The organism is Enterococcus rivorum, from assembly GCF_001742285.1.
GTDB lineage: Bacteria > Bacillota > Bacilli > Lactobacillales > Enterococcaceae > Enterococcus_L > Enterococcus_L rivorum.
In genome coordinates, this window is sequence record NZ_MIEK01000045.1 from 108,228 (window position 1) to 125,538 (window position 17,311).

Sequence of the window (17,311 nt, forward strand, 5' to 3'; positions counted from 1 at the left end):
AAATGATTGAAAGCGTTTCGTTTACTGGGAAAGAATAAGTTAGCAAGTAAAACTACATTCAAGTGACAGATTTATTCTCATAACTGTCGAATGAACAACGAGACTGAAATTGGTAATCGGTAAAAGTTCGTTGTAAAATAAAGAATGATGAAGTCTTCATGGGTATTGGGAAAAAATTACACTAACCTCAATTAGAGTGATTATACCTGTTTGTCTGAAAATTATGTGAATTGGAATAACCATAAAGACGACTGCTAAGGAACAGAGCGATTTTTTTATTTCAAATACCTACTAAATATAGAATTGAGATTGCTGAAGAAAGAAGGCGAAAAAAGTATGAAGCAAAAAGCCAGACCTAAAAAATACATTAAAAATTCCCCAAAAATGAAAAATAAACAAAAAGCAAAACCAAAAAGAAAATGGGTAAATCGAGTAATTTGGTCATCTCTAATCCTAATTTTCATTACTATGTTGGGCGTTCTGGCTATGACCTTATATGTAAAGCAAAAACTAGTTAACCTACCAGCTGTGGATGCACAGTATTTAAAGACTTATGAGCCAACGCGTATTTTAGATAACAAAGGTCAAGTGATCTGGCAACCGACAGACCACCGCGTTCAAACAATGACCTATGAAGAAATACCTGAAATGTATAAGACCGCGTTATTAGCTATTGAGGATGAAAATTTTTGGACAAACAAAGGCTTCTCAATTTCTGGGGTTATTAATATGTTAGGCGGTGTGGTTTACAGTAAAATAAACCCTCAATATATCCCTCGTGGTGGTTCAACAATAGATCAGCAGTTAATTAAAAATCGATATTATAATGGTGGGGAAGGTCATAAGACCACCACTCGCAAAGTACAGGAATTATTTTTGGCCAAACAATTAGATGAAAATTTTACAAAAGAAGAAATTCTAACCTTTTATGTAAATAGCTTAAGTTATGCAGAGGGCGCGACAGGGGTAAAAGCAATCATCCAAACCTATTTTGGGAAAACACCAGCCGATTATAAAGAGAGGACGCCGATCAATCTAGCGGAGCAGGCTTATATTGCTGGTTTATCTCAGGCGCCCACTAAATACAATCTGTATGAAAATCCCAAGGCTGCCAATGCTCGAAAAGAGACGGTGTTAATGAGATTGTATGAGTTGAAAAAGATTACAAAAAAGGAATATGAAGAAGCACTAGCGTATGATTTGTCTAAAGGATTGTTAGAACGTTTTAGGGAATCAGAGCGACAACGACAGCAGAATTTAAAATATAAAGTGTACACAGATGAAGTATTAAATGAAATAAGAAAAATGGGCTATGTCCCTGAAGAAATCTCATTAACAGTACATACATTTTTAGATGAGAAAGTGTACGATAGCATTGCGAATAAAGTAAGAGAAAATCAGTATTATTTAGATGAACAACAACAAATAGCAGTAACGGCTATGAATAAAGACGGAGTCGTTGTTGGGATGGTTGGCGGTCGAAAACCAGATGATGAATTAAATCGCGCTGTTCAAAATACACGTTCTAGTGGCTCCAGTATGAAAGCATTTACGGCTTATGGGCCATTAATTCAATATTTAGGAGATACTTATAACACAGGCACCTTGTTTGACTCCTCTGATTATGTTTATCCAGGAACAAATAAGGTAATGAAGAATTGGGGACAGTATACTTATGGAATGAAAAGTATGAAAGATTCGTTACGCTTATCACTTAATACTGTTGTAGGTCGAATTGACGATGAAATTCTTGGTTCAGATCGGATGAAAATATTTCTTCATGGGGTGAATCTTGATATTCAAGATACGTACTCATCGGTTGATGGTATAGGACTAAATATATCAACGTTACAATCAGCAAGTGCCTACAATTCTCTGAATAATTTAGGCACATATATCGCGCCACGTTTTATCAAGTCGATCAAGTATACAGATGGAAGTGAAAAAAAGTTTGAACCGCAGACGAAACAAAGTATGACTGCTTCAACAGCATGGGTTCTTAACCATATGCTTCGGGGAGTGCCACAACCAGAATATACAGCTGCCGCAGCAGCGATTCCTCAGTATGAGGGGTATGCAGGGAAAACAGGAACAGTTGGTTTTTCTGAGAATATTAATCCGCCCGCTCCATATGGTGTTGGGGGAAGTGATGCATGGTATGTAAGTTATACAAATAATGGTTATACGATTTCTATTTGGACTGGCTATGATGAACCGAATAGTTCACCACAAATACCAGATACTTATAAAGGGTATCAACAGTTGAATAGGGATTTGCAATTACTATTAAATAATGGAACCCAACCTCCTAATTGGATTAAGCCAGACACGGTTAAGGTGTTAGGTGGCAATGGTTTAATGATGGATGTGGCCATTACAGATGCAAAAGATAGTAGAACCTCGTCAATCAGTTTACCACCAACCCTAGACTATCAAGCAACTCAACTTGATGCAGTTGTTTCTAGTGCAGTTTTACCAAAAGGGTGGCCAGAGAGTGAAAAAGATCCGTTTTATCAGTATTATTTGGATGGTGGGACATTTCCACCTGAAGTATTATCAACAGAGTTGTATTTACGATTACCAAAAGGTGGGAACGTAGAATGATATGGAAAAAAATTGGCAAAGGACTTTTTTTGATTGTCTTTACGAGTGTGATTGTTTTGGTTGTTTTTTATGGACGTAAAGTCCTCTATCAATATCAGCAAACAGCTGTCTGGAAAAATACAAAATTAGAAGGAACTTTAAACAATGTCCCGCCAGAATTAACAAAGAATTATTTTACGACAGATCAAGTGGATGACCTTGAAATATGGAAAAAGTTGGAAGAAGAGTTGCAAATGATCCAACAGCAAAAAATGATTCCATTGGAGAATGTTGAGCGCTTAGAAGAAATCTACCAACAAGCTTTAATGAGTAAGGAGAAACAACATATTACAGATGGTGAGATTGCCGCGCAAATAAAATTACTTCGTATCTACTTGGATATTACAACCTTTGTCCCTGAGGCGTATAAAAATCCCGAACCAACTAGATTATCAACGTTGTATCATCAAATGGAATATTTAACCCTGGAAGACGATTCAGAGGTTAACAATGCATACCTTCAACAGCTAACAACTATTGTAAAAGATTATAATTCTTTAAAGGAGTTCATTGATACAACGTTGCCACTGCTAGGTGAGGTATCAGGACATTCCGTGTTAGTCAATCGAAAGTTAACAACCGTAGATACAAACAGCATTTTAGCACAGATTAAAAAAATGGACTTAATAAAATTTCCTAATATAAAAGAACTGAACATTCTACTAATGAGTGGGGATTGGATAAATGCAGTCACTATGAATGAGGTAGCGAATCAATACGATCAATGGCAAATGCAAAAGCAAATGATGCAAGCCCTAACTCAAAAAGACTATATTGATATTACTGCTATTACTACGTATAAAGAAGCTTTGGAGGCTGGGATTCGTGTCGAGGTATTTGAACGTGAATTGCACGAAATTGCCTTAGATAGTCCAATTAAAGAAATTAGATATAATGGAGAAAGAGTAATACCTGGTGAGTACGTTCTGAAAGGAACACCACTAACTGCTACAATCAGTCCAAGGTATGAAGCTACATCTCTTCAAACTACTGAAACAACGAGTACTGCAGTAGAAAAAGAAACCGGTAATACTACAACAACTCAAGCGACTATCGATACAACCACTACCACTAGCTCGTCTGATAGATAGCTGTTACTAGTATATGATGTGCCTAACTTATAAATTCTGTTTTGATATAGATTGATAAACTGAGATTTCCTATTAGAGGCTACAGAAGTGATCATCAAGAAGCTTGTTGGCGCGATCCGAAGGTTAAAAAGATATTTGTTCAGATAGCATTCTCTAGACATTTTAATGTTTTAAAAGTTACTTTCTTGAAAACAAAAAGACTTTTTAGTCATGTTTAAGTAATCTTGTTGTAATATTGTAAATGTTATGGTAATATATTTAATGAAAGTGTAGCTTTCTTGTTTTTATACTAATTTCGGGAGGAACATGAAATGAAAAAGAAAATAATAACGTTGGGTGTTGTGTCTGGATTATTTGGGGTTGCGGTTTTTACGGATTTTGGAGAGGCAACGGTTTCTGCTAGTGGATGGAAAGCCAATTATCCAGATACTATTCAAATTTCTAACAATCAGAAAGAATATACGATGAAGCAAGGTGATACGCTTTGGGCAATTGGTCAAAAAATAAATGTAAAGTATCAAAAATTAGCAGAAATTAATGGGATAAATTTAACCAAAGGGGATCAGTACGTACTGCCTATCGGTAGAGTTCTTTCTTTTGGAGATAATAAGATTACTGTGAAAAATAAAGATGGTTCAATTTATTCTCAGTCAATAATTAAAGATAAAGATAAAATTGATCCTAATAAAGGTGTTGGGGAAGGAAACACTCAAGAAGATTATCCATACGCGGTAGCTCGAGAGGGATTGACCTATCCGGCAACATTCGACTTTCATGGAATGAATGTGCCGAATTCTGTCACTTTAGATTTTTCACAAGGAAATTCTGGAAAGGTGATTTTTGATATTAATTTAGTTGGACAACAAGAATATAATGCGAATTTTAGCAATATACCAACAAAAGAGATTAGAGTTTCTAATGCTGATGGCACAACAGGCAATAGAATTAGAACAGTTAAAGTAAATACGGAAATCACGATGGAACCGACAAATAGTTATGACCGACAGCTTGTAACTGATAAAATCAACAAACTCTATCTTTTTGTTAATAAAAATGGAGGTATTTCTTTAGCAACTCCCAACTATGCTGGAAATTATGCTGATGGAGAGGCGGATGTTATGTTAGAAGTGTTGTTAGCAAACTCAAATAATGTTCAAAATCCAGTAACTAATGTTTTTGCAGGATATTCAGATGAGCAAATTGAATACGCTCGAGTAACAGAAGAACTATTACAATATTATGGAATTGTAGGTCAACCAATTGAGATATCTGTAACAAAAAATGCGATTGGACATCAAGTATTACCATTTAACGGATCGCAGATTTTAGAGGAAAATAGTGTCACTTTAAGTTTTAACATGGATGGTTCAATGGCTTCTACGGTCTATGTGACGTATATATCGAATCATGATGGTTCTATTCGTTTCTATCGAAATCCAAATCATTACCAAGATGCTCGCTATGATACTGATCCTGAGTGGGTAAAAGAAGAGTCAGTGAAACTTATAAATAGTATTCAAACACTTAGGATTACTACTGCAAATGACCCACAAGCTGGTGGAATTATTTCATTGATAAAAATCAGTTAAAATTTTTTTGGTATTGAATAAAATAAATTAATAAAAAATGATTTTACAAAATATAGAGTTCTGAAAAGGCTGGAGCATGGTCTTTTAGAACTCTATATTATTTTTATGGGAAGGGCAATCTGTAATTGTTGAGTAGTGGAAAAAAATCTAACTATTTGAATTTGACAAACAATGTGTTTTTAAAGAATCAGAACACAGAAAAAAATTTTAATAACTGATTCTGATTATGAAATACGGTATAATAAGAAAACGAGAGATTGTATTGAAGCTTATTTAAAACATTTTTATTATTTTCAAGAGATATACATCATTTATACTAAAATAAAACTAAGTGTTTTTTTCGGAATTATTCAATAGATTAAAAAAATTTACGTCCAATTAGAATTATGTTCAGTCGTATTTTTAACTAAAATGGTCATCTTAGCGAACAAAAGAAGTAAGAAAAAGAGGTGAGGCTATTTTGAAAATAAAAGGGTTGTTTATAGGGGGATTTATTCTAAGCTTTATAGGAGTAGGAGTGGGGTTATTTTTTTATGAGCAGGATCGAGAGAAAAAGCAAGAAGTAAAAGATATTTCTGACATGGAAATGATTGTAGCGAAGCAAATAAAAAATACATTTGCTGATGTTAAAGAAATCCATTTTTCAGAAAGTTATAGTAAAAATGATTTAGCAGGATTTTTTGGGGTAAATGTTGAAGTAGTCACAGAAAAAAGTAGGATTATTTTGGGAGTAGATTTACCACCAGATACTGGAGATACATTAGAAAATTTTAGCTTTGACGGAGAATTGATTGAGCGAGGGAAAACAAAAGATCAAGTAAATATCATTCTTTCCGAGGCTCAAAATGAAGATTATTTGCTTAGCGAAAAAGATCTGGTCTATTTGAATAAAGAGGCGTACTATGTTGATCCGAACTATGATAGAAATAGGGTTCTTATTAGTAAGGAAACGGCTAATTTAAAAGAAAATGAAGATAACAAACTCTATATTGGAGGAAGATACTTCCAAATTTTGTCAACAAGAAATGGCAGTCATGGCTTCCAAGGAATGGCGGTTGCACCAATTATAGATGAGCAAGCAGATATTAATCATGTGACAGTAGTTTCAGCGGGTACCTTTCCAAGTGATATTAAGGACGTAGTTTCGGCAGTTAAGGGCATGGGACCCATTGGTTCTCCCCAGGGAGAGGAAGCCATTTCCTATGTGGGAGATATTGTAGAGAAACACCCAGATTGGACGATTGAGCAACTAACAGGCTATTCTCAGTCAGCTTATATGCTAAAAGTAGGGGCTCATTTTGGGATTCCAGCAACAGTATTTTGTGGCTGGTTTCAATATAGATCCTTATCAGCGGTAGAAGAAAAATTTATGAAGACACACCCTACCTATTTTATTGACTATCGGCAAAAAAAAGACCCTGTAACAAAATGGAATGACTTCAATTCTCTGTGGGGGAACAGTGATAATTTTGGTACAATTACTTGGATGTATGGAACTAGCCATGAATTAATTAGCTACACATTTGATGCTCAAGGAAATCTCATTATAAAGTGATTGTACAATTCTACAAAAAATGCGGATTATGATTATTGAACCATCGGGTGAATCCGCTTTCTTTTGTGCAGAAATTTTTGTAAAGATAAGTTTGACTTAGTGGAAGTGAACGAATATGAAGGAAAAAAACTGGGGAGAGAGTAAGTGTTGGGGAATAGGATATTTTCAATAATCATTATTCATTAGAAATAGTTCATTAAAAGGATTTATAAAGAGTAATAACAGACAATACTTTGATTATCTGGATAGCTATTTTTAGGAGGTAAATAAAAATGAGTAAAAGTACAGTGGTTGTGGTTAGTGGAATGAGTGGTAGTGGCAAATCGACAATTGTTCAAAAACTGTCTGAAAAATATAGAAACAGTAGGCATCTTTCTTTTGATGATTATGAGATTGATGCACTACCTTCAGCTCCAGCAATCTCAACCCCTATTGAACTAGCAGTTAACCAATAGGATCTTAGCTTATTGGTTACTGACCTTGCAAAAATAGATGGTGAGTATTCTTACCTATTTATTGATTATGAACAGTTTATTAGTCAAGGAGCTGATCTGGTGGTAGATGGTTCCGAAAGTATCAATAAAAATATAGAGATAATTGGTAGATTTATCTGATGTAATTACTATTTTTTTAGATGACTCTTAATGTAATAATAAAAGTAAATAAACAGAAGTAGATTTAAGTAAGGAGGGAATACATGCTTATTTGGATAAACGGTGCATATGGAGCAGGGAAAACGACAATCGCAGAAATTCTTCAGAGCAAAATTGAACATTCCTATCTGTATGATCCAGAAAATATTGGCGATTTTTTACGTCAGAACTTGCCTAAAGAAATACAAAAAGGGGATTTTCAAGATTATTATGAATGGAGAGCTTGGAATGTTCATGTTTTAAAAAAAATTGATGAAGAGTATGATGGAGACATTATTGCTCCAATGACGTTGTACAAGCAGCCAGCATATGATGAAATTTTCATAGGATTGAAAGAAGCTAAGATTGAATTGCATCATTTTCAGCTAGAGGTAAGCAAAGAAACTATTCTTAATAGATTAAAGGAACGTCCACCTGAAATAATAAGATGGGGAGCAGAAAGAGTGGATCAGATTATCGAAGCTTTTCAAGAAGTGCCTTTAGAGGAAAAAATCAATAATGAGAGCAGGACCCCAGAAGAAGTAGCTCAAATCATCTTGAATAGAGTGAATAAGTAACTGAAAAGTTTTGAAGTGTGGTAGGGATGGATTTGGTATTTGTTTTCAGTTACTTTTGTTGATTCTAAACTTTTTGTTACAAGATAGTTCTAATAGCGGATAATAAAAATGAAGAACACTAGACTGATTTTTTGTGAGCGATGTTCCGAATAAGGGTGTTATTTTTTGTGCCCGATACTAGAAGTTCAGTTAGTGCTTTTTTGAAGAAGAGTACCTTAGTTTTTCCATAGCGCAAAAAGAGAAAGATATTATTCGTGTAACAAGTCTTTTTGAGAAAGCTGGTGCTGATTAAGCTATTCTAAATTTAAAAGGATTATCGCACATATTGAATAGGTTGAAGAATAGGGAAAAACAGACTGATTAAACTTTTTTATGGATAATTAAAAAATAACTTATCTATTAGGTTTGAGAGGATATGGAAAACTAAAAATCAGAGTTGTTTTGTTCTCTAAGTCTGAATAAAGAGTGAGAAAAAACGATTCATAAATAAGATGGCATTCACGAGGATTTGATCAGTAAGTTTTGTGAATGTCATCTTAATTTATTGAGGTTAAATGTTTTGTTTTTGGTTGTATAGATTGAATCTCGTGTTTTCTAAAGAAATTACTAGAAATATCTATTTTATAAGTGTCGAGAAAATCAATATAGTTGATCTAGTTAGAACATTTTACCATTTTTTTATAATAGGGACTTTCATAACTTTCTTTACTATATTACAATTTAATTATTATTAATTTTTTGAGGCATATTATTATACATTATTTGTTAAAAAAGTGAGGAGAAATAAATGGTAGTAAAAAATAGACTTTTTAACATGTTGCTCATCTCTTTCTTTATTTCACTATTTTCGTGGGAGTTTTTGTATTTTTCAATTGGAGAAGGTGTTGTTATGGGAATCTCTATCTATCTTAGTTGTTTATTTTTGCGTGGTTGGTATCTGAAAGTCAGCCGAAGGACTACTTTTTTTAATGAAATAAAATCGGGGATTTATTTATACTTGCTTCCAATGATTGCTCTCTTTTTTTATCTAGTTACTTTAAGAACCGCTGCTTCTTGGGATGTTTCGGACTCGTTTTCCTATACGCTATTGTATTTGCTTTTAGGAATCGCTTGGCTTTCACTCAGTTTTTCTGGCATGCTTTTATTTTGGGCTTTTTCTTATGAAGATGATGTTTTGATGAGTCAAAATAGATCCTCAATGATTATGTTAACAGGGGCAGTGATTGGCAGTTCATTAATCTATGCAGGAGCTAATATTGGAGATGGACCGGGCTGGTGGACTGTTGTTTTTGCAGGTGGTTTAGGGACAGTATCTTGGTTGTTATTAGGGATGTTGATTAATTTTACTACAGGAATTATCAATCGTATAACGGTTGACCGTGATATAAATAGCGGAATTCGATTCAGTGCTTATTTGGTTGCTTCAGGCTTGATTTTGGCTCGTGGGTCAGCTGGAAATTGGCTCTCGTTTACTAGAACAATCGTTGACTTTACAGTTGCTTGGCCAGTTTTATTGATGGTAATATTAATGATTTTGTTTGAACTGTTGTTGTTTAAGCCACAAGAAAATCGTGACCAGTTAAATGGGAAAGTAGCCTCTATAGGAGTGGCTACTTTGTATTTGTTTTTTGCTATAGCTGTTGTTGCTACATTGCCAACTATTTTTTAGGAGGATTATTTTGAAAGAGAACATTCAACTAGTAAAAATACCTGAGGGAGACTATTCAGATTATCGCTATGAAGTAATCTTTAAAGCGTACAAATGGGATCCACAGGTGGAAGATGCCAATACCGTTAGTGAGTACATTGCAGTGCTTGATGAGACAGTTGTGGCTGAAATAGCAAGTTTTTCGGAGCAGTTAGCGATGGAAACAATTGAAATGGAGACGGAACTTCTAAATAATCTTTTTTTAGCGAAAGAGCTTGGTTTACCCAATTCAATGTGCCGTGCTATGAAAAAGGCTAAAAATTATAAAAAGGAAGACCATGTTCGCTTGATGCGCTTTGATTTTCATCCGACTGATGAGGGGTGGAAAATTTCTGAGGTAAATAGTGATGTACCTGGTGGATTTGCGGAAAGTTCTATTTTGCCAGAAGTAGCTGCACGTTTTGTACCTGATTCAGTCCCTTCAGAAAAATTTTCACAGCACTTGCTTAACGGCTTTAAAAAGCGTATTAAGCCAGACGGAACAATTGGATTTGTTCATGCAACCTCTTATTCCGATGATCGGCAAGTGATGCAATTCATGGGGGATTACTTTGAAAAAGAAGGGTATCGGGCTTTATATTTAGCGCCAAATCATGCCAAATTTGAAAATAATCGGGTATTTAGTACTTTAGAGAATAATAAAGAAGAATTAGCCGGACTTATTCGCTTTTTCCCACTAGAATGGATGACTAGATTACCATTTTCTGCGAAGTGGCAAGGATACTATTCAACGGTTACCCCTTCCTGTAATCATCCAGTTGCGATGTTGACACAACCTAAGAGTTTACCTTTAATTTGGAATCGACTAGCAACGGACTGTAAAATCTGGAAACAACTATTACCTGAAACAAAACTAGTTATTCCTTTAGAATATGAAGATACTGACTATATCTATAAGCCCGTATTTGGGCGTGTTGGTGGAGATATTACTATCAAAGAAGCTACTTCTGAGAAAGAATTTGAGCGGATTAAAAAAGAAGCCCTGAAAAGGAAAAAAGAATGGATTGTCCAAAGAAAATTCAACAGTCTTCCTGTCCAAACACAAGATGGGAAAGAGTTTCATCTTTGTATCGGTGTCTTTGTAGTAGATGGTGTCTTTGCTGGATTGTATGGTCGGATTAATCCTCATGCTAGAATCGACGAAAAAGCAAAAGATATTCCGATATTAGTGAGAAAAAATGGTCAGGAGGAATTATGAAAGAGCAGCTAGAATTATACAAAAAATGGGCACCAGATACGTCATTATGGACGCAATGGGCGAAACCAGTCGTTTTTATGAATTTGAACACAAAACCAACTTGTAGGGCTATAAATATTTCAAATGTTCAATGGACTAGTTACGCTGACAATCGATTACTAATCGTTGATTTGGCAGAGGGTAATAGTATCAAGGAAGGGCTAGGTTTGGCTAAAAAAGGTTATCGTCCAGTGCCGCTATTTAATGGTGTACCTGGGGAAGGAAGAACCGCTGTTTCCATGAAAGGAATTGTAAATGGGTTACGGTATGGTGGCTTTATTTTGGAAGAAACACCACTTAAGGTTGAAGCAAATCCTGTGTTTTTACTTGACTCTAATCGTTTCAAGGGCGCTAAAGTAGGACCAGGAATCTTTGATAATCGTTGGTGTGTTGTGCTGCAAGATATGCCTTCTGCTAGCTATTTAAAAAAACAAGGAATTAAAGAAATTATTGTAAGAACTGACGAGTTTCAGAAAGACTTGAAGTATATTTTGTATCATTATCACAAAGAAGGTATCATCATTTATCTTTGCGATAAAAAAGGCAATAAACAGATACAAAAAATAGCAAAACCAAAAAACGTGAGCATTTTTTATCGCTTTTTGCTTCTTTTAGGGTTAGCTAGAAATGCGGCTGGTGGGTTTGGAATGTCTATTCCCGAAGCAAGTTCTGGCGGTGGGGGCTACCGGGCTGGCTAGTAAATGATAACGAAGGAATACCTTTTTTGAATATTATTTAAGTTTTTCGATTTATATGTTTATTTATTCGAAAAAAACATAGTAATAAATGACTTGGGATGATAAACTATTTTGGTACCACTAAAATATTCTTAGGAGGAAATTATGAAAAAAAAGGTCTACAGAAATACACCAGCGTTTGTATTTTTAAGTTGGGGGTCATTTGCGTTCTTTGTTGCGTTGATGATGATTGGGTTATATACACTTAAAGAGCCTTTGATGGTGAAAGGCTACTACTTGATGGGATCGGTAGGTCTGATTTCTTCATCGTTTACGCTTGCAAAAGTTGTGAGAGATAATCAAGAAGATGAAGAGCGCTATAATCAAATGTTTCGTGCGGCGGATGAAGGTTCAACAGAAAAAGAAATATAAGAATGTACATTTATAAATGAGCTTGGAAGATAAACTGTAACGAATAGAGGATGGGACAAAACTAAAAATCAGTTTTGTTTCATCCTCTAAATCGGAATAAACGGTGGTCAAAAGTCTGCGTTTTCGGAAATCTCCCGCAAAGCACTCAATAGATAAAGCGCATGGTGCGCTTTTCGTTCTAATTTCACGCCCCAAAACGACTTCTGTCTCGACCTCTATTTTTTGCAACTATAGAAGTACTCTGACTGAAATGAACGTATAAAATCTTTCAAAAGAGCCTATAAATACAATCGTTTTTTTTGCATAAATGACTAGCCTTAATACATTCCTAAACTAAATAACCAAGCGAGTAAGACTGAAACTGGACCTGTGAGCATTCTTGAGAACAGAACCGCCGGAACGCCGATTTCAACTGTATAGGGCTCTGCTTCTGCAAGGGTTAAACCGACGGGGACAAAATCGGCACCTGCTTGAGAATTAATTGCAAAAAGTGCTGGTAAGGCCATCGCAGGAGGAATCGTTCCTTTACCAATTTCTACACCTAAAAGCACACCAACTACTTGAGCGATAACAGCTCCGGGACCTAAAACGGGAGATAAAATAGGAATGGAGCAAATCAGAGAAAGAATAATTAACCCGAAGATATTTCCAGAAAGAGGCTTTACTCCTGCAGCAATAACATTACCGATTCCAGTATAATTAATGAGTCCAACAAGCATGCTGACAAAAGCCATGAAGGGCAAAATATTCTTAATCACAATTTCAATGGTATCTCGTCCAGCTTGGTAAAAAATCCCAACTACGTTGCCGACACTTCGTCCCATCCGGTTAATCAGCCCTAGTAATCCACCTTGGTTTTCAGCGACTTCGTCTTTAGCGGCTTGCACTTTTTGTTTCGCTTCTGAATAGTCGACTGTTTTTTTATCAACGCTACTTTCAATAGACGAAGATAGAACTTCATCGGAAAGGAAAATTTCATGTAAACTAACACCAGAGACAAAGTTTTCTTCGTTTATAAATTTCATCAATGGGCCAGAAGGTGTGGTTGCATGGAGATTAACTGTTAGGACGTTTAATTTAGGATAGACACCGCAACGAGCCGTCCCACCACAATCGACTACTGCACAAATCATTTCTTCAGGAGCGACTTTTTCCTTAAAGCCATCTTTTGCTTCGACGCCAAGTAAATCTGCAATTTTTTGGGCCACTGGATGAATGCCACCGCCAGTTATGGAAGCGACAATTTTCTTTGTATCAGAGGGAGCGAGTGTTAATGGACCGCCCCAACCACTTTTACCTTTAACAACTACTACAGATTTTGTCATCTTTTTTTCCTCCTTCATTATCCGTTTGCAGGGTCTTTCCACATCATTTTAGTTAATGTTTCTGTACAAATACCACGTATTAGAATAACAATCAGACCAACAATAAAGTAACGAACAGCTAAAGGCATTACAGATAAACCGAGAGTTGTTAAGCCAGAAGAGATACCTGTCCAGACGAAAAGTTCTCCAGCGTTAGCATGGGGAAACAATCCGGTGATAGGATGAACTAAGGAAACAGAGGCGTCATAGAAAGCAGGTTTTTGTTTTTCATTTAGAAAACGACCGAAAGAATAGCACATCGGATTTGTTAGAAAGAACACTGCGAGAAACGGGAACAAACTATAGCGTAAAATAATATTCTTAGTACAAAATTGAGCGAAGCGAGTCACACGATCTTCCCCAATTAAAGCGATCAATGCGTTTACGAAGGTTAGTAAAACAATTAAAGTTGGCAGGATACCTGTTATTAATCCAACTAAGTTTTCACCACCAGCATTAAAAATACCAATAAAGTTTTCTGCTAATTTTACTAAAAAGTCCATAACTATGCCTCCATTTTTTGTTTTTCTTTATCAATGAGAGTTAATGCTTGTTGGAATGCTTTTCTTCTTCTTTTCCCCTTTAGGTCAGCTAAAGCGACTTCTGCTGATTGACCAATTGTCTTTTTTAATGGTCTAAATCGAGCGAAAACAGTATAACCAGACATTTGTTGGCAATCTAAAATCGTTCCGTTATCATCTGTTATGACAATCATAATGATGCCACTACCTAAATTGAATTTAGTTTTCTCGATCCCAACCCCTAAGTAACCAACGCCATGTGCCTTACTTTTATTAATTATTCTGTGGTAATTCTTTTGCTGAAGAAAAGAAAAGCCAAACTGTAACATCCAGCAAGCGACTAATAAAAAGATTAGATTTTGATACTTTCCCATAAATTTCTCCTCTCCTATCCATTATTTGAAAGCGCTTTACGACAATATAGTAAGTTGAATATTTTGAAAAGTCAATAATTTTTTACAGTTATTTTTATGTTGGAACATATGTTATCTTCGTGAAAAAATAGTGTCAAAATATAAATATGACTGTAATTTAAAGAAACAAACTTGAAAGCGTTGACAATGAACTTTTTAAAATATATCATCTAGTTGTATCAAACGTTACCGGTAATAACATTTGTTAAAGGAGTGGAACATTTGACAATTTATCAGCAGCTATTAGAAAGAGAAAAAGAAGGCAATTCAATTAAAGTTGGGGTAATCGGAGCAGGGCAAATGGGATTCGGAATGATTGCACAAATTGCAACAATTCCGGGCATGTCAGTTACTGGAATTAGTGATATTCGAAAAGAATATGCGGATAAGGCAAAAGACGCATACTTAGCATCGTCTGATTTAAAAAATAAAGTAACAACAACGACAGATTTTAAAGAAGTTATTTATTCGGAGGATGTTCAGATTGTGGTTGATGCAACTGGTGTACCAGAAATTGGCGCAAAAATTGCTTTAGATACGCTGATTGCAAAAAAACAATTAGTCCTATTAAACGTAGAAATTGATATTACAATTGGTCCTTTAATGAACAAACTTTATCAATCGGCTGGCTTAGTTTATACTGGTTCCGATGGAGATGAACCTGCAGCTACGACAGAATTATTTGAGTTTGCCAAATCAATGGGGATGAACGTTTTGGTTGCAGGGAAGGGGAAAAATAATAAGTTAAAAGTAACGGCTAATCCTGATACTTGCCAAGCGGAAGCAGATAGTAAAAAGATGGCTTCTCACATGTTAGCTGCTTTTCAAGATGGCACAAAGACAATGGCTGAAATGAACTTGCTTTCAAATGCGATTGGATTCATTCCAGATAAAGTAGGGATGCATGGCTTGTCAGGAGATGTTGATTCAGTGATTAAAGACCTGGATTTGAAAGAAAACGGTGGGGTTCTTGATAAATTTGGTGTGGTCGAGTATGTAGATGGCTTAGCTCCAGGTGTTTTCGTCATTGTAGAAGGGCAAAATGAAGGCGTCAAACACGAAATGAATTATTTAATGAAAAAAGAGGCAGATCATCACATCTTGTATAGACCTTATCATCTGGCGAGCCTAGAAACACCAATAACGATTGCCAAAGCGGTACTAAGAAAGGATCATGCGATTGTACCAATAGGTGCACCTATTTCTGAAACGGTCGCTGTAACAAAGAAAGACATTGCTGAAGGTGAAAAATTAGATGGCATCGGTGGCTTCTGTGTACGAGGTGTATTAGAAACACATCTTGATATGAAAGCAGAAGGACATCTTCCAATTGGATTAATCTCAGGAGAAGTTGTGGCACGTAGACCCATCAAAGCGGGGACCTTTATTACAGAAGAAGATGTTGTTTTAGACGAAACAACAACCGTTTGGCAATTACGAAAGCTACAAGATAGCACATTTAGTTAACCGTTAATAAGTATTAAAGGAGCTGGAAACATGGTAAAATCAACTGTAAAAGAAATTGGAGAATTTGCATTTTTTGAAGACGTTCCTGTGCTTATTTTATTTAATTCTACAGCGCCAGAAGGCCTTCGTGAAGTTTGTGTGATACATGATTTCAATGAAGAAGCAAATGAAGAGATGCTAAGAGAAGGCAGTAAAATAGTATTTGGAAAACAAGAATATACTGTAGAAAAAATTGGCAATGTAGCAAATAGTACGTTATATGAATTAGGCCATATTTCTCTTTACTTTGATTTGAAAGATGAAGAATTGTTGCCAGGTTCTGCCGCGCTTAGTCCTAACGAGGTACCTAAGATTGAGCCAGGAGATGTGATTCAGTTTATATACGAATAAATATTAATTTTGGAGGGCAAGAGAATGAGTTATTCAGATGATACAAGATTGTTGGTGGAAATTGCTTCCATGTATTACGAAGAAGGAGCGAAGCAAGCAGCTATTGCCAAGAAATTTAGTATTAGCCGTTCTCTTGTCTCAAAGTATTTGGCAAAAGCAAGAGATCTAGGGTTGGTAGAAATCATTATTCACGATGATCTGCTTCATCCTTATCGACATTTAGAAGAAAAAGTAAAAAGAAAATATAATTTGGACGAAGTGATTTGTATTTCTTCTAGTGGTGCAGAAATGTTGGTTAAAAGGTTGGGTGTGACAACAGCGAAATATTTATCTAGAATCATTCAACCCCATCATACAGTGTGTATTTCAGCAGGAACGACTGTTCAAGAAGTGGCAATGAATTTTTCTTCAAAAAATCAATTGCCGGATGTTCGTTTTGTACCAATGGTAGGTGGATTAGGGGAGCAGCACATGAACTTACAAGCGAATATTGTTTGTGAGCTATTTGCTAAAAGTAGTGGTGCTACTGCAATCGAGCAACATGCACCGATTGCTGTGGATTCTGCAGAAGCAAAAAAAGTATTCATGGACCAATCTTTTATTAAAAATGTTTTTCATCAAGCGAAGCAAGCGGATATTGCTCTGGTAGGTATCGGCGGATTACCTGTCTATTCTACGATGACTAAGGCTTATCTTTCCGAAGATCGGGAAGAAATAGCTGATGATTTAGCGACAGCAGATATTGTAGGGGATATTTGCTACAATTTCATTGATAGTGCAGGTAAATTGGCCGATTGTAAATGGAATGAGTGCGTGCTAGCGATGAATCTGGACGAATTGAAAAAAATTCCTCGAGTAGTAGCTGTTGCAGGTGGAAAAGATAAATTAGAAGGAATTCATGCTGCGTTGATTGGTGAGTTAGTCAACGTATTAGTAACTGACGAACAAACTGCCAAAGCGTTGTTGGCTAAAATAGAATAAAATCTCTTGCTTTTGTCTCTCTGATTTTTTACC

General features: G+C 35.7%; 17 protein-coding genes. 14 read left to right on the plus strand and 3 right to left on the minus strand.

Annotated features, from left to right (window positions below; genetic code table 11):
• The first annotated feature begins 336 nt into the window (after window positions 1-336).
• The 11 genes from BCR26_RS13790 (at window position 337) to BCR26_RS13835 (ending at window position 12,142) form a co-directional block, all read left to right on the plus strand.
• Entirely contained in the window at window positions 337-2,604 is a 2,268-nt protein-coding gene (locus tag BCR26_RS13790; protein ID WP_069699569.1) for a transglycosylase domain-containing protein, read from the plus strand.
• Window positions 2,601-3,734, plus strand: coding sequence for a hypothetical protein (locus BCR26_RS13795; protein ID WP_069699570.1), 1,134 nt, complete (start codon window positions 2,601-2,603; stop codon window positions 3,732-3,734). The genes BCR26_RS13790 and BCR26_RS13795 overlap by 4 nt, the downstream gene beginning before the upstream one ends.
• Window positions 3,735-4,045: 311 nt before the next feature.
• A complete protein-coding gene (locus BCR26_RS13800; RefSeq protein ID WP_069699571.1) occupies window positions 4,046-5,323 on the plus strand; it encodes a LysM peptidoglycan-binding domain-containing protein in 1,278 nt (425 codons plus the stop codon).
• Window positions 5,324-5,783: 460 nt separating this feature from the next.
• Complete coding sequence (locus BCR26_RS13805; protein WP_069699572.1) at window positions 5,784-6,878, plus strand: hypothetical protein; 1,095 nt, start codon at window positions 5,784-5,786, stop codon at window positions 6,876-6,878.
• A gap of 272 nt (window positions 6,879-7,150) precedes the next feature.
• On the plus strand, window positions 7,151-7,333 hold the full coding sequence (locus tag BCR26_RS13810) for a nucleoside/nucleotide kinase family protein (RefSeq protein WP_069699573.1): 183 nt from the start codon (window positions 7,151-7,153) through the stop codon (window positions 7,331-7,333).
• A 12-nt stretch (window positions 7,334-7,345) separates the two neighbouring features.
• Complete coding sequence (locus BCR26_RS18585; RefSeq protein ID WP_169818897.1) at window positions 7,346-7,492, plus strand: hypothetical protein; 147 nt, start codon at window positions 7,346-7,348, stop codon at window positions 7,490-7,492.
• A gap of 83 nt (window positions 7,493-7,575) precedes the next feature.
• Window positions 7,576-8,088: an adenylyl-sulfate kinase gene (locus BCR26_RS13815; RefSeq protein ID WP_069699574.1), complete on the plus strand. Its 513-nt coding sequence runs from the start codon at window positions 7,576-7,578 to the stop codon at window positions 8,086-8,088.
• Between the two features lie 787 nt (window positions 8,089-8,875).
• Window positions 8,876-9,757, plus strand: a complete 882-nt coding sequence (locus BCR26_RS13820; RefSeq protein WP_069699575.1) for a hypothetical protein — start codon at window positions 8,876-8,878, stop codon at window positions 9,755-9,757.
• Window positions 9,758-9,767: 10 nt separating this feature from the next.
• A complete protein-coding gene (locus BCR26_RS13825) occupies window positions 9,768-10,994 on the plus strand; it encodes a glutathionylspermidine synthase family protein (protein WP_069699576.1) in 1,227 nt (408 codons plus the stop codon).
• Window positions 10,991-11,731, plus strand: a complete 741-nt coding sequence (locus tag BCR26_RS13830; protein ID WP_069699577.1) for a hypothetical protein — start codon at window positions 10,991-10,993, stop codon at window positions 11,729-11,731. The genes BCR26_RS13825 and BCR26_RS13830 overlap by 4 nt, the downstream gene beginning before the upstream one ends.
• 144 nt (window positions 11,732-11,875) lie before the next feature.
• A complete protein-coding gene (locus tag BCR26_RS13835; protein WP_069699578.1) occupies window positions 11,876-12,142 on the plus strand; it encodes a YiaA/YiaB family inner membrane protein in 267 nt (88 codons plus the stop codon).
• A gap of 317 nt (window positions 12,143-12,459) precedes the next feature.
• On the opposite strand, the gene srlE is transcribed toward BCR26_RS13835, so the two are convergent.
• The 3 genes from srlE to BCR26_RS13850 are packed head-to-tail and all read right to left on the minus strand — an operon-like array spanning window position 12,460 to window position 14,401.
• Window positions 12,460-13,467: a PTS glucitol/sorbitol transporter subunit IIB gene (srlE, locus tag BCR26_RS13840; protein ID WP_069699579.1), complete on the minus strand. Its 1,008-nt coding sequence runs from the start codon at window positions 13,465-13,467 to the stop codon at window positions 12,460-12,462.
• Window positions 13,468-13,484: 17 nt separating this feature from the next.
• A complete protein-coding gene (gene srlA, locus BCR26_RS13845; RefSeq protein WP_069699580.1) occupies window positions 13,485-14,009 on the minus strand; it encodes a PTS glucitol/sorbitol transporter subunit IIC in 525 nt (174 codons plus the stop codon).
• A 2-nt stretch (window positions 14,010-14,011) separates the two neighbouring features.
• Window positions 14,012-14,401, minus strand: a complete 390-nt coding sequence (locus tag BCR26_RS13850; RefSeq protein WP_069699581.1) for a transcriptional regulator GutM — start codon at window positions 14,399-14,401, stop codon at window positions 14,012-14,014.
• Window positions 14,402-14,662: 261 nt separating this feature from the next.
• On the opposite strand from BCR26_RS13850, the gene BCR26_RS13855 reads away from it, so the two are divergent.
• From BCR26_RS13855 to BCR26_RS13865, 3 genes are read left to right on the plus strand one after another with little or no spacing between them, the layout of a single operon-like run.
• On the plus strand, window positions 14,663-15,907 hold the full coding sequence (locus BCR26_RS13855) for an NAD(P)H-dependent oxidoreductase (RefSeq protein ID WP_069699582.1): 1,245 nt from the start codon (window positions 14,663-14,665) through the stop codon (window positions 15,905-15,907).
• Between the two features lie 30 nt (window positions 15,908-15,937).
• Window positions 15,938-16,297 carry a PTS glucitol/sorbitol transporter subunit IIA gene (locus BCR26_RS13860; protein WP_069699583.1) on the plus strand — a complete coding sequence of 120 codons (360 nt, stop codon included), beginning with the start codon at window positions 15,938-15,940 and terminating at the stop codon, window positions 16,295-16,297.
• Window positions 16,298-16,321: 24 nt separating this feature from the next.
• Entirely contained in the window at window positions 16,322-17,278 is a 957-nt protein-coding gene (locus BCR26_RS13865; protein WP_069699584.1) for a sugar-binding transcriptional regulator, read from the plus strand.
• Window positions 17,279-17,311 lie beyond the last annotated feature (33 nt).